The 13,906-nt window shown below is 64.2% G+C and carries 10 protein-coding genes and 1 pseudogene; 2 read left to right on the forward strand and 9 right to left on the reverse strand.

All coding sequences use genetic code 11. The annotated features are described in order from the left end of the window. Positions 1-97: 97 nt before the first annotated feature. From EPN80_RS04070 to EPN80_RS04090, 5 genes are all read right to left on the reverse strand, one after another. Positions 98-1,618 (reverse strand): acyl--CoA ligase, encoded by a 1,521-nt coding sequence (locus EPN80_RS04070; protein WP_293024035.1) that lies wholly within the window; start codon positions 1,616-1,618, stop codon positions 98-100. Continuing rightward, positions 1,615-3,060, reverse strand: a complete 1,446-nt coding sequence (locus tag EPN80_RS04075) for an aldehyde dehydrogenase family protein (RefSeq protein WP_293024038.1) — start codon at positions 3,058-3,060, stop codon at positions 1,615-1,617. The genes EPN80_RS04070 and EPN80_RS04075 overlap by 4 nt, the downstream gene beginning before the upstream one ends. 327 nt (positions 3,061-3,387) lie before the next feature. Continuing rightward, on the reverse strand, positions 3,388-4,905 hold the full coding sequence (locus EPN80_RS04080; RefSeq protein ID WP_293024040.1) for a tripartite tricarboxylate transporter permease: 1,518 nt from the start codon (positions 4,903-4,905) through the stop codon (positions 3,388-3,390). A gap of 2 nt (positions 4,906-4,907) precedes the next feature. Beyond that, a complete protein-coding gene (locus EPN80_RS04085) occupies positions 4,908-5,486 on the reverse strand; it encodes a tripartite tricarboxylate transporter TctB family protein (RefSeq protein WP_293024043.1) in 579 nt (192 codons plus the stop codon). After that, the gene (locus tag EPN80_RS04090; protein WP_293024046.1) at positions 5,483-6,505 is read right to left on the reverse strand and encodes a tripartite tricarboxylate transporter substrate binding protein; all 1,023 of its coding nucleotides are present in this window, start codon (positions 6,503-6,505) and stop codon (positions 5,483-5,485) included. The genes EPN80_RS04085 and EPN80_RS04090 overlap by 4 nt, the downstream gene beginning before the upstream one ends. Positions 6,506-6,978: 473 nt before the next feature. On the opposite strand from EPN80_RS04090, the gene EPN80_RS04095 reads away from it, so the two are divergent. Further along, positions 6,979-7,740, forward strand: a complete 762-nt coding sequence (locus EPN80_RS04095) for an IclR family transcriptional regulator (protein ID WP_293024049.1) — start codon at positions 6,979-6,981, stop codon at positions 7,738-7,740. Between the two features lie 89 nt (positions 7,741-7,829). Here EPN80_RS04095 and EPN80_RS04100 read toward each other — a convergent pair. Together EPN80_RS04100 and EPN80_RS04105 are read right to left on the reverse strand one after the other, a co-directional pair. Beyond that, a pseudogene (locus EPN80_RS04100) lies at positions 7,830-9,124 on the reverse strand (MFS transporter). A 118-nt stretch (positions 9,125-9,242) separates the two neighbouring features. Then, positions 9,243-10,874 (reverse strand): choline dehydrogenase, encoded by a 1,632-nt coding sequence (locus tag EPN80_RS04105; RefSeq protein ID WP_293024051.1) that lies wholly within the window; start codon positions 10,872-10,874, stop codon positions 9,243-9,245. Between the two features lie 135 nt (positions 10,875-11,009). On the opposite strand from EPN80_RS04105, the gene EPN80_RS04110 reads away from it, so the two are divergent. Then, a complete protein-coding gene (locus tag EPN80_RS04110; protein WP_293024054.1) occupies positions 11,010-11,828 on the forward strand; it encodes an IclR family transcriptional regulator in 819 nt (272 codons plus the stop codon). Positions 11,829-11,871: 43 nt separating this feature from the next. On the opposite strand, the gene EPN80_RS04115 is transcribed toward EPN80_RS04110, so the two are convergent. Both EPN80_RS04115 and EPN80_RS04120 read right to left on the reverse strand, forming a co-directional pair. Then, positions 11,872-13,314: an FAD-dependent oxidoreductase gene (locus EPN80_RS04115; RefSeq protein ID WP_293024057.1), complete on the reverse strand. Its 1,443-nt coding sequence runs from the start codon at positions 13,312-13,314 to the stop codon at positions 11,872-11,874. Between the two features lie 24 nt (positions 13,315-13,338). Then, complete coding sequence (locus EPN80_RS04120; RefSeq protein WP_293024060.1) at positions 13,339-13,740, reverse strand: nuclear transport factor 2 family protein; 402 nt, start codon at positions 13,738-13,740, stop codon at positions 13,339-13,341. Positions 13,741-13,906 lie beyond the last annotated feature (166 nt).

A 13,906-nucleotide genomic window follows, 5' to 3' on the forward strand; every position in this document is an offset into this window, starting at 1 on the left:
ACTGGCGAGCAGGCCGCTGCGCGGTCCGCCGCTGTCTCTGTCGTAGTTCTGTCTGTCTCTGGCGAGGCAATCGGGTTGCCTGCTTGTTTTTTGCGGATTACTTGATGTCGAGCAATTTCAGGCGCTGCACCTTTCCGGACGGGCCGCGCGGCAGCTCGGTGATCACGTGGAACTCGCGCGGCGTCTTGTAGCGGCCCAGCTCGCGCAGGCAGTGCTCGCGCAGGTCGGCCTCGTCGTAGGAAAGATTCTCGCGCACCACCACATACGCCGCAATTTCCTGGCCGTAGTTGGCATCGGGCACGCCGACCGCCGCCGCCTCCAGCACGACCGGATGCTTGAGCAGCGCCTCGTCGATCTCGCGAGGTGCGATGTTCTCGCCGCCCTTGATGATCAGCTCCTTGGCGCGGCCATTGATGAAAAAATAACCGTCGGCGTCGTGATAGCCCAGGTCCCCGGTGCGCAGCCAGCCATCGGCCGTGAAGGCTTTGCGGGTCTCTTCCGGCGCCTTGTAGTAGCCGCGCATCACATTGCCGCCGCGCAGCACGATCTCGCCGGTCTCGTTCGGCCCGAGCGTGTTGCCTTGCGGATCGATGACCCGCGCTTCGGTGCCCGACGGCTTGCCGATACTGCCCACCTTGCGCTGGGCCGGATCGAACGGATTGCTGAACGCCGGCGCCGCGGTCTCGGTCATGCCCATGGTCTCGATCACGCCGATGCCGAAGCGCTGCTCGAAGGCGCGATGATGCTCGGGCGGCAGTGCGGCCGAGGCCGAGCGGCAAAAGCGCAACAGGCTCAGATCGGTGCCGCCCAGGTCGGTCGGATCATTGAGCAGGTAGGCGATGATGGTCGGCACCACATTGATCCAGGTGCAGCCGAAGCGGCTGGCGTCGTGCCAGAAGATGCCGGCCGAAAAGCGCGCGGGCATCGCCACCGAGCCGCCATGCACGAGCGGCGCGATCGCGGTGACGACCAGACCGTTGATGTGATAAAGCGGCAGCGAGGCGAGCACCCGGTCGCTGTCGCCCAGGCGATGCTCTCGGCTGATGTGATGGCCGGTAATGACCAGGTTGTGGTGCGTGAGCAGCACGCCCTTGGGTACGCCGGTAGTGCCCGAGGTGTACATCAGCAGCGCGTCCTGGTCGGGCTGCGGGACTGGCCCGGTCGCGTCGTCGCCGTCGCCGGAAAAAGCCGGAGGCAGCGCCGTGGCGTCGGCGCGCGTCACGATCAGCTCGATCGGACGCTCGACCTGCTCCAGCACTTGGCGCAACACCTGGGCGCCTTCTTCGGATGTAAACACCAGGCGGGTGTCCGAATGATCCAGGATGTGGCGCAATTGGGCCGGCTGGCACAACAGGTTGATCGGATTGGCGATCAGGCCATTGGCCATGATGCCCAGCAGGATGCGCGTCGTTTGCTCGCCATTGGGCAGGAACACCGAAACCGTGTCGCCGGCCTTCAGCCCCTTGGCGGCCAATTGCCGGCCGAACCTGCGGCAAGCGTCGCGCAAGCCGCCATAGGTCAGCTCGCGGCCGCTCTCGGTCGAGATCAGATAGGTTTTGTCGGGATGCGCGGCGGCGCGCTGCTCGATCAATTCGTGCAGAGTGCGAGGTGCATTCATTTGCCGTATTTCCTGAAGTAGGCGCCGAGCAGATCCTCTTGCGCAGGAACCCGTTCCGGGATCGGGCGGGCGATACGGGTAATGTTCAAATAGTGGCGGTAATTGAGGTTCTCCGAAAAATTGTTGCCGCCCCAGGTGCCGCAGCCCATCGACAGCGAGAAGGGCAGGCCGTTATCGAAGTTGCCGCCGGTCGCCAGGCAGTGCGCCTGATTGACGATGACCCGAGCCACTGGCAGGCGCAGCCCGAGCGTGAGCGCCTGCGCGCTATCGGCCGAGTGCAGGCTCACCGAATGACCGGCGCCCATATAAGCGTAAATGTGCTCGACGATCTCGCAGGCATGGGCGAAGTCCCGCGCGCGATACACCGTCAGCACCGGTGAGAGCTTTTCGCCGGAGAACGGGTAGTCGCTGCCGAAGCCGGTTTCCTCGACCATCAGAAACGCCGGTTGGCCAGCGTGGCTCCGGGACGCGCGCGACAGGCCCGCCAGCTGAGCGACCGTCGCGGCATTCTTGCCCGTGATATGACCGGAGAGCTTGCCGTCCGGCCACATGGCAGCCTGCAGGCGGGCTTTCTCGTCGGCGTCCAGCAATACTCCACCGCAGGCATCGAGCGCGGCGAGCATTGCGTCATATACGGCGTCGAGAATCACCACGCTGTTCTCGGACGAGCAGCTCGTCGCGTTATCGAAAGTCTTCGAACGCTTGATCTTGTCGGCCGCGTCGGCCAGATTGGCCGAGGCGTCGACGATCGAGGCGACGTTGCCCGCGCCGACCCCGAACGCCGGCGTGCCGCTGGTGTAAGCCATGCGCACGTTGGCCTGCGACCCCGTGGCCACCACCAGATCGGCCTGCTGCATCAGCTCCCAGGTCGCCGCCTTGCTGACCGGCGAGGGCAGGCATTGAACCAGGTCGGGCGAGACGCCGACCTTGCGCAATTCATGATGAATGAATTCGAGCAGCATCGCGCCGGCGCTCCAGCCCTTGGGCGAGGGCGCCACGATCACCGCATTGCCGCCCTTGAGCGCGTTGATGATCTTGTTGGCGGGGGTGGCCGCCGGATTCGTGGAGGGCGTGATGGCCGCGACCACGCCGACTGGCCGCGCGATTTCGACAATGCCCTTGGCGGGATCCTCGGCAATCACGCCGACGGTTTTCACGCCGTGCAGATCACGCAGCAGCCCCAGCGTTTTGCGATAGTTCTTGCGTATCTTGTCGTCGACATTGCCCAGCCCGGTGTCGTGCACCGCGCACTCGGCCAGTTGCCGGTTGCGCTCGGGCTCCATGATGGCCCAGGCTACCGCGGCGACGGCATCGTCGATGACGCCCTGGCCCGCTTGCGAGAAAGCGGCTTGTGCGGCGCGCGCGCGGGCCACGAGCTGCGCGACCGTGGCGTGGGTTTGCGGATCGCTTTGGATGGCGCGCGATGGCGCGTTAACACTCATGTGACGGCTCCCATCAGGATTGAAACGAATCGGCTGGTATCAATGGCAAAACATGCTCTGGTATCAATCTAGAGGAACCTCGGGACGCAAACGTCCCAATTTGCGCATTTTGTAGCGCACGTTCCTTTAAAGCATCGAATAATTTATTTATCGGGATTTTTATTGTCCCGATAAATGTAATTTCCAATGAATTCGCGCGCATGAAATACCTCATCGGGCGGTATCGAACAGATCTCGGGGGAAGGTTGGCGCGTCAGGCCGCCGGCCACGTCCGCTGCGGCCGTCGCGCCGCGCGATCGACGCGGCGCGACGGCATCGCGGCGGTGCTCAGGCGGGTTTGCCGCGCCCGAGCAGCGAGCGCACGACGGGCTTGAGCAGGGGGTAAAGAATCGAGATCAACGAGGCAGCCATCAGCGAGCCGCTCAACGGCTGACGGAAGAACATGGTCCAATCGTTGTGATTGATGATCATGCTGCGCATGAAATTGTTCTCGCCGATCGGACCGAGAATCGCGCCGAGCACCAACGGCGAAATCGGGAAGTTGAACTTCTCGAACAGATAGCCCAATACGCCGAAGACCACGATCATCCACACGTCCGACATGCTGTTGCGGCTGGCGTACGCGCCGATCAGGCAGAACAGCACCACCACCGCGTTGAGCACCGACTGCGGGATGGTCAGCACCTTGACCACCAGGCGGATCCAGAAGAACCCGATGATGCACATGCCGATGATGCTGACGAACATCGACGCGAAAATCGTGTACACCACCTGGTGCGAGGTCGGGTCGGTCAACAGCATCGGGCCGGGTTGCACGCCATGCAGCAGGAAGGCCGCCAGGATGACCGCGGTGGCCGCGCTGCCGGGAATGCCCAGCGTGAGCATCGGGATCATATGGCCGGCGACCGAGGCGGTGGAGCCGATTTGCGGCGCCACGATGCCTTCGGGCATGCCGGTGCCCAACTGCGTGCGGCGCCGGCCGTACTGCTTTTCGGTGCCGTAGCAAATGAAGGACGTGATCGTCGCGCCGGCGCCCGGCACGATGCCCAGCAGCGTGCCGATCGCACTGCTGCGCAACAGCGTGCCCTTGATCTGCCAGATCTCCCGCAGCGAGGGGAAGTGCGTCTGTACCTTGCCGGTGGCGGCGTGCGTGTTATCCAGCGCCAGTCCTTGGCCCAGCCGCTTGAACACCTCGCCCAGGCCGTACATGCCCACCAGCACCGCCACCAGTTGCACGCCGTCGCCAAGCACCGGTACCCCGAATGTGAAGCGGTTGACGCCATAAGTGCTGTCGACGCCGATACACGCCACCAACAGGCCCAGGCACAGACTGATCACCGCATTGACGAGCGACTTGCCGGCCAGCGACACGACCGTGGTCAGGCCGAAGAAGATGGCCGCGAAATAGTCCTCCGAATTGAATTTCAGCGCGATCGCCGTGAGCGGCTCGGCCAGCAGCACCATCACCACCGACGACGCCAGTCCGCCCGCCAGGGCCGCCACCAGTGCCCAGCCCAGCGGCTTGGCGGGTCCTGACTTGCGCGCCATCACGTAGCCATCCCACAGCAGCGGCACGTCGCTCGGTTCGCCCGGAATGCGGTACAGGATGGTTGTGAACGCACCGCCGTAGGTACCGGAAAAATAGATCGCGGTGAGCAGGATGACTGCCGGCTCGATCTGCATCTTGTAGGTGAACGGCAGGGCCAGCACCACGCCCATGACAAATCCCAGGCCGGGCATGATGGAGACCGCCATGCCCACCAGCAGTCCCACCACCAGCATCAGAAAATCGAAGGACTGGAAGACATGGAAAAATCCCATGCCAAGATCGTGAAGGAGTTCCATGGTCAGTGCACTCCCAGGAGCGACATCAACAGGAGGGAGACCTTGGAGAAGGGCTCATCGCCCAGCGGCAGCGAGACGTACACGACCTTCATGAAAAGGAACATGAAGAACAGCGAAAATCCCACGCCCAACCCCAGCAGGACGCTGAGCCGTCGTTGGTGCCCGACCCACATCAGGGCAATGCTGTAGAGCACCGTGGCGATCGCGAAGCCCAGGATCGGCAGCGCGAAGGCATAGAACGCGGTCGCGGCCACGCCTGCCCATACCATGCCCGGGTACAGCTCGGGCGGATTGAGCAGGGCGGCCTCGTCGTCCTCGCCGCGCGGTTGCGCCCCCGACGGCGCCCGCAGCGTCTTGAGCGCACCGATACAGGCCGTGACGAGCATGACCACCAGGACGATCTTCGGCCAGGCGTCCGGCCCGATCTGACCGTACGTCCTCACGAACTCGAAGCTGTCCGCGTTGTGGTAGAGGAACACCGAGAACGCCGCGATCAGCAGATAGGGCAGCGTCCTGGTCAGTCTCGACGGCGCGGCGCTCTTGCGCTGGCCAGCCAGCGCCTGGTCGGGAACACGCATCATTGCTTGCTCCGCGCGATCACCTCTTGCGCCTGCTTGAGCCAGTTGGCCATGAATGCATGCGCGTCGGCCAGCGGCACGTAGCTGTTCGGATCGGCGTATTGCTGCTTCAGATAATCCTTGAATTCCGGACTCTTGGCGACTTCGGCCAGCGCGTTGGCGAGAATCTTTACCCGCTCGGGCGGCGTGCCGGCGCGCACCACGATCGCGCGGAATTGCGGTAGGGTCACGTCATAGCCGAGTTGCGTCGACACCGGCACCTTGGCGAAGGCGGGGATATCGACCGGATGTGGATAGAAAAAGATCAGCGGCCGGATTTTCCCGGAATCGAAATAGCTGCGCACATCGCCGGTCTGTTCATACAAAATGTCGCTATTGCCGCCGAGAATCGAGCTATAGCGCAACCCCGGTTTGCCGTACGGCACCGATTGCAGTTTCAGGCCCTTGCTGGCCAGGTAGCGGGTGGTGATGTCGTCCGCGCTGCCCAGGCCCGTGACGGCGACGGTCATGTTCTTGGTCTTGGCGGCCTTGACCAGGTCGGCCCAGGTTTTGTAAGGACTGTCGGCGCTGACCCAATACCCGGACGGCTGCTGGATCATGATCGCCAGCGGGATCACCTGATCCAGCTTGAACGGCGGGTTCTGGCGCGCGAGCAGCGCATAAGTGTCGCCGATCAGCACCGCCACGCTATAGCCGTCGGCGGGGGAGGTCAGCAGCTTGGTCATGCCGACCATGCCGTCGGCGCCCGGCACGTTGATCACCGGCAGCGACACCTTGAGCGACTTCTGCATGATGTTCGACGAGGTCCGCGCCAGCAGGTCGGCGCCGCCGCCGGCGCCCCATGGCACGATGAAATTGATCGGGTGATCGGGATACGCCGCAAAGGCCTGGCCGGCGCCGCCGAACAGCATCGCCAGGCCGAGCAGCGGGCCGCCCAGGCGGACTAATGCGCGTAGGCCTGCGGCAAAGGTGAAACGCTTGGTCTCCAGACCGGGAAGTCGCCCGGAAATCGTCGAACGCATGGCTGTCTCCTTGAGTTTATGTACTGCATGTAATGCGTCGTTTTTGATGGATGTGAAACGCGACTGCAAACCACTTGGATGAAAGCATTGGCAATGCGCCCCTCCGTTGAGCGCGGAGCCATTCCGGCCAGTCTCAACGGTGCTGAACCTCCTGCTGCAATGGGGAAATGATGCGGCCCGGCGGGGGGGCCGGGCGGAGCGGGCGCGGGCCACGCCAAGCGCTCGTACGGGCCGGCAGCGGAGCGTGCTTCTCAATGCGTGGCGGCGTTGTTGCACTCATGCAATGGGCCCTGTCGTGGTTGGAACGCGTTGAATGCCGCAGGCGGATGAGGCGACGCCCTGGTATCAATTTAGACGAGTGTCGAGACTGATCTGTCCCAATTTGCGCATTTTTATATTTTTTTATGCAGGAAGCATACTAAAGTGCATTTATCGGGACAAGTCGAGTCCCAATAACCACTAAATTTGATGCCATGAGCTCAAACCAGTCCAATGCCGCCGCGCTGCGCGCTTTCCGCATCCTCGAGATTCTTGCCGAGGCCGACAAGCCGCTTGCGCTGACCGATATCGTCAGCCGTATCGAATTGCCCAAGCAAACCGTGCACCGCATTCTCAAGCAACTCGAGAGCGCGTGGCTCGTCACCCGCGGTACCGGCGGGCGCTATTACGAATGCTCGGCGCGGGTGCGGCAAATGGCGATCAGCGTGCTGATGAACTCGGGGCCCGCCGCGGCGCGGCACGCCATCCTCAAGCATCTGGTCGACCGCATCGGCGAGACCTGCAACCTGACCATCCTGAGCGGCGACGATATTGTCTACCTCGATCGGGTCGAAACCCAGTGGCCGCTGCGCATGCATCTGCAGCCGGGCTCGCACGTGCCGCTGCATTGCACGTCCAGCGGAAAACTGTTGCTCAGCCTGCTGCCCAAGATGCGGCGCGAGCGCCTGATTGCCTCGCTGCCGCTGCGCGCGCAAGCGGAGAACACCATCACCGACCTCGACGCGTTGCGCGAAGAGCTCGCGCTCACGCGCAAGCGCCGCATCGGCATCAACGATCAGGAGCATTTGCAGGGCCTGATCGCCATTGCCGTGCCCGTCATGCTCGATCGCAACCGCGCCTGCGCGGCCATCGCCGTGCAGGCCCCGCTCGGTCGCGCCAGCATCGACAGCTTGCTGAATTACGTGCCGGAGTTGCGCCAGGCCGCGCTCGATATCTCTAAAACTTTCCACGACTGACCCGCGGCGCGCCCGCCACAAAGCAGAAAACCGCCGCGGCCGCGCAGGCATTACGTCTGGCGGCCGCGGCGGTTATGGGCGGATGCTGCTTACGTCCCGTAGGCATAGGCCGGTGCGCGCTTGCCGATGGCGGCGGCCGACACGGCCGAGACCAGCGCGGCGAACAGCACGTAGGCGCAGATCAGCCACGGCTGGCCGCCGCCGACCTTGATCAGCGCGGTGGCGATGATCGGCGTCAGGCCGCTGGCGAAAATGCCCGAGAACTGGTAGACGAACGAAATGCCGGTATAGCGCACGCGGGCGTCGAACAGCTCGGCAAACAGCGCTGCCTCTGGGCCATACACCGCCGCATAGAAAATCCCGAACGGCACCACGACCGACAGCCAGATCACCGGCAAATTGGTCGAGTGCGTCAGGATCAGCCAGAACGCCGGGAACGACGACAGCCCGGTGATCAGGGAGCCCCAGAAGTACACGCGGGCGCGGCCGATCTTGTCCGACAGGCGACCGAAAATCGGAATGAACGGGCACATCACCAGCGCCGAGGCCATCACGCTCATCAGCGCGTCGGTGCGGTCGATATGGATCTGCTGGGTCAGGTAGCTGATGATGAACACACCGAACACATTGAAGAACACCCCGTCGATGTAGCGCGCGCCCATGCCGAGCATGACGTTCTTGGGGAAGTGCTTGAGCATTTCCAGGAACGGCACCTTGGCCTGCGCATGGCGGCTTTTGAGCGAGGCGAATTCGGGCGTCTCCATCACGCGCAGCCGGATCCACATGCCGACGAATACCAGCACCGCCGAGAGCAGGAATGCCGCGCGCCAGCCCCACGCCAGGAACTGCTCGTTGGTCAGCGTCTTCGACAGCAGCGCAACCACGCCGGCAGCCAGGCACAGGCCGATCGACAAACCGATCTGCGGCAGGCTGGCATAAAAGCCGCGCTTGTTGGGCGGCGCATATTCATAGGTCATCAGTACCGCGCCGCCCCATTCGCCGCCCAGGCCGATGCCCTGGAACACGCGCAGCAGCAACAGCAAGGTGGGTGCCCACAGGCCGATCTGGCTATAGGTCGGCACCAGCCCGACGAGCACCGTCGACACCCCCATGATGAGCAGCGTCAGCACCAGCATGCTCTTGCGGCCGATCCGGTCGCCGAAGTGCCCGAAGATCACGCCGCCGAGCGGGCGCGCCACAAAGCCGACCGCAAAGGTCGTATAGGCCAGCATGGTCAGACCACCTGGTCGTGACCCGGGAAATACAGCTTGTTGAGGACGATGCCGGCGATCACGCCATACAGGAAAAAGTCGTACCACTCGATGGTCGCGCCGATCACGCTGGCGAGCGCGACGCGGCGTATTGCGATGCTATCGTTTGCCATAATGTCTCCGTTGATGGTTGCCGCCGGATGGCGGTTGATACGCGCCGTCGACGTCTCCTCCCGGCGCTTTTTTTCTGATGAGATACAACTGGTCGTACGTACTGCAAAAAAAACGGTCTCAGGCGGCGAGCGCCTCGCGCGCGGCGACGGCATCGGTCAGGATCATGTCCGAGGCTTTCTCGGCCACCATCACGACAGGCACGTTGGTGTTGCCCGACACGAGGGTCGGCATGATCGAGCAGTCCACCACCCGCAGGCCGGCCACGCCGCGCACGCGCAGGCGTTCGTCGACCACCGCCATGGGGTCGTGCGCCGGCCCCATCTTGGCGGTGCCCGAGGGGTGGAAAATCGTCGCGCCGTATTCCCTGCAAAAATGCAGAATCTCGTCGTCGCTTTGCACTTCGTGGCCGGGCCGGTGCTCGCGCTTCATCAGCGCGCGCATCGGGTCGGCCTGCGCCACACGGCGCGCGAATTTCACGCCGGCCACGGCCGTGCGCCGGTCCAGTTCGGACGACAGGTAATTCGGCTGCATCGACGGCGGCGTGAGCGGATCGGTCGACTGGATGCGCACGGTGCCGCGCGATTCCGGGCGCAACTGGCACACGGAGTAGGTGCAGCCCGAGAACGGATGCACCGAGCCGCCGGCCTGATCGGCCGACAGGGTGCCGAAGTGGAACTGAATATCGGGGGTGACGGCCTCGCCCGGCAGCGCGCGGCAAAACAGGCCGCCCTGGTTGATGCCCACGGCCAGCGGCCCGCTGCGCGAGAACAGCCACTGCATGCCGATGCGCGCCTGGCCCCACAGCGAGTTGAGCTGATCGTTGGTGGTGATCGGCTTGCTTACCTCGTAGATCAGGCGGATCTGCAGGTGGTCCTGAAGATTTTCGCCCACGCCCGGCGCGTCCTTGACCACCGGAATGCCGAACTTCTGCAGCAATGCGCCCGGGCCGACGCCCGAGAGTTGCAGCAACTGCGGCGACTGCAGCGCACCGGCCGAGAGAATCACCTCCCGGCGCGCGCTTACCTCGAACTGCTGTCCGTGCTTGACGTATTGCACGCCGGTCGCGCGCGCGCCCTCGAACAGCACCCGGGTCGCCTGTGCATCGGTCTCCACATGCAGGTTGGGGCGCTGGCGCGCCGGCTTCAGATAGGCCACGGCGGTCGAGCAGCGCTTGCCGTTGTGGGTCGTCAACTGGTAGTAGCCGACGCCTTCCTGATGGCCGGTGTTGAAGTCGTCCACGCGCGGCACGCCAAGCTTATTGGCCGCGCCGATGAAAGCTTCCACCAGTTCGTTGCGGGTCGGGATGCTGGTTGCCCACAACGGACCGTCGGTGCCGCGCGTGGCGCCGGGGCCGAGGTCGTTGTGTTCGAGCCGCTTGAAGTAAGGCAGGCAATCCTCCCAGCTCCAGCCCGAGTTACCCTGCGCGGCCCAGCGGTCGTAATCGGCGCTCTGGCCGCGAATGTAGATCAAGCCGTTGATCGAGCTGCTGCCGCCCAGCGTGCGCCCGCGCGGCCAATACAGGCGGCGCCCGAGCATGTTCGGATCGGGGTCGGTATAAAAGCCCCAGTTGTAGACCTTGTGAAACATCGTCTTGCCGTAACCGATCGGGATGTGAATCCACACATATCGGTCGGGCGGGCCGGCCTCGAGCAGGCAGACCGAGTATTTACCGTTTTCGCTCAGGCGGTTTGCCAGGACACAGCCGGCTGAACCCGCGCCCACCACGACATAGTCGTAATCGCGCTTCATGGTGTCTCGCTCCTGTTTTAATAATGGAATGATTTGTTTCGACTTTATGAAGCAATTGATTTCTCATCAAGCAAATTGGGCTAAGATCGAAAAAAGTGGATCAAAACATTTATTTTTGTTTCAAAAGAGACAGACATGGAGACGAGTGAGGAAGCTGCCGCCCGCGGTGTCCCGCGCGGCGGTGACGGAGGCGCGGAGGAGGCGCGCGCGCTGCGGCCGGTGGCGGTGCTGGCGCACTTGGCGGGGGCGGGCCATCCGCTCACGCTGTCGCAGTTGTCGGTTCGCCTGCATATTCCGAAGGCGACGCTGCTGCGTTTGATGGAGTCGCTCGAAGCCGGCGGCTTCATCGTGCACGCTCCCAACGAGCGGGGCTATATGCCGGGGCCGGCCTTGGCCAACCTGGCGCTGGCCACGCTTGGCAACAACAGCTTCACGCGCTCGTGTCGCGCGGTGCTGCGCACCCTGGTGGCGGCGCTTGGCGAGACCTGCAATATCACGGCGCTCGACGGCGACCGCGTGCTCTACGTCGAACGGGTCGAAACCGACGAGCCGCTGCGCCAACAACTGCAGCCGGGCGCCCATGTGCCGCTGCACTGCACCGCCAGCGGCAAGCTGTTTCTCGCGCAGATGTCCGCGCTCGAGCGCAAGCAGTTGCTGGCACGCTTGCCGCTGCCGCGCATGACGCCGCGCACGCTGACCGATGCGGGGTTGCTGGCGGCGGAGCTAGACCGCATGTCGGTGCGCAATATCGGGGTGGACAATGAAGAATTCGTGCGCGGCATGGTCGCCGTGGCGCTGCCGATCCGCGCGGCCGACGGTCACGCCATCGCCGCGCTGGCGTGCCATGCGCCGACCGCGCGGCTGAGCCTGAGCGACCTGATGCAGTCGGTCCCCAAAATGGAGGAGACGGCGCGACGGCTCGCGCCGTTGCTGCAGCAGCCGGCGCAGCCATAGCGCGCGCCCGCCGGGCCGGGCAGCGCCGGCCGCTCGGGGATCCTCAGGCGCGTTCGTCGCGGAAGTGATACCAGTGAAACAGCATGCGCTGGCCGAGCCGGCGAAACGGCGCGAACATGTGGCCCGGCAGCGGCGAGGTGAAGATCGGCAAATCCAGCTTGCGCCCGTGACCTGCGATCCATTGCGCCATATGCCGGCCGGCCTGGGCCGAATACATCACGCCGTTGCCGCCATAGCCGAGCGCGTAATACACGGTTTCATTCGGATCGGGCTGCACGATGCGCGGCATCATGTCGTGACTGACGTCGACCCAGCCCCACCACGAATAATCGATCTGGATGCCCTTGAGCGCCGGGAATTTGCGGTGCAGGCCGTCGATCAGCAATTGCTGGTGCCGGGGATTGGGCGCATCGCGTCCGGTGATCGCGCTGCGGCTGCCGATCTGCACACGGTTGTCGGGCAGCTTGCGGTAGTAGTGGCGCAGCGTGCGGGTGTCGGTAATGACCTCGTTGGTGCGGAAATTGCAGGCGGCGATCTCCGCCTCGGTCAGTGGCCGCGTCACCATCGAATTCGAAAGGATCGGCATGATCCGGTTGCGCAACTGCCGATGCAGCCCTTGCGAGGTGTAGCCACCGGTGGCCACGCCAACCGCGCGGGCGCGCACCACCCCGCCGGGGGTTGTCAGATAGTGGATGCCGTTGCGCGTTTCCCAGTGCGTCACGGGGCTGGACGGATGTACCGTCGCGCCCCCCTCGCGCGCCATGCGCAAGTAGCCGTAGGCCAGCTTGAGCGGATGCACGCCGATGCCATCCGGCTCGTGCATCGCGCCATGGCACTCGGCGTCGCCGACGTACTGGCGCTTGACTTCCTCGGCGCTGAGAATGCGTGATTTATAGTTGAAGACTTCGTTGTACACCTTCGACTGGGCGCGCAGTTTCTCCAGCGCCCACGGCCGGTGGGCGATGTACAGGTGACCGCCCGGCTGCGGGTCGCAGGCGATGTTGCCGCTCTTGATCAGGTGCTTGAAATAATCGAAGCCGTCGAGAATCTCGGCGTGCATCCGGAGCGCCGTCTCGCGCCCCCAGCGCTCGATCCACTGGCCGCGCGTCAGGCGCCCGGAGGCGTTTTGCGCCTGGCCGCCATTACGGCTGGTGCAGCCCCAGCTGACCCGGTTGGCTTCGAGCACGGTGGCCTTGATGCCATATTCGCGCGCCAGTTCCAGCGCCGTCACCAGGCCGGTGAAACCGGCGCCGATGATCGCCACGTCGACATCGATGTCGTGAGTGATCGGGCCGTCGTCGTCGGGCGCCGGCCCGGCCGTGGCCGCCCAGTAGGTCGGCGCATATTCGCGCCCGCGCCCCGGATCGGGCGCGACCAGCGGATCGTACTGCGGATCGTACTTGTTCGACGGTTGGGTCGGGCTGCCGTGACGGCTGTTATCGCCGTTGTCGCCCGTAGCGCTCGCCTGTTTCAGGATCGTTTCCATGACTGTCTCCTAGCGGCGGCCGGATTAGCGAGCGGCCCCGGAAACGGGCGGGCGGTCCTTGCGGAACGCATTCTTGACGGCGATCTTGCCGTTGCGGAACGTGAAGATATCGACGCCGCGCGCCTCGATGCGCGTGCCGTCGGCGCGGGTGCCGGTGAAGGTCCACTCCGACACGCCGCGATCGCCGCACACGAAGTGCACGCCGTCGAGCCACTGCGCATCCGGGAAGGTTTGCCAGGCCAGCGCAAAGCCCTCGCGTACCGCCGCGCGTCCGGCAAACGTCTTGCCGCACAATTCGGGGCCGCCGGCGGCCTGGAAGATGCAGTCGTCGGCCATGAATTCCATCAGGCCGTCCAGGTCGTGGCGGTTCCACGCATCGCTGAAGGCTTGCAGGAACTCGACGCTGACTTGGTTTTGTTGATCCATGATTTGTGACTCCTCGGAATACTGGTTCGATGCCGGGGTTCGGGCGACCCCATGCATGTCATTGAACCAGTTGCGCGGCCGATGCGTTAGGGCCAGTTGGGGGCCTTCGTGGGAGCCAGAATGGTGCAAAAAAAAGCCGGCGCACAAGCGGCGCCGGCTGGGTATT

It is taken from the genome of Pandoraea sp. (genome assembly GCF_004297875.1).
Taxonomy (GTDB): domain Bacteria; phylum Pseudomonadota; class Gammaproteobacteria; order Burkholderiales; family Burkholderiaceae; genus Pandoraea.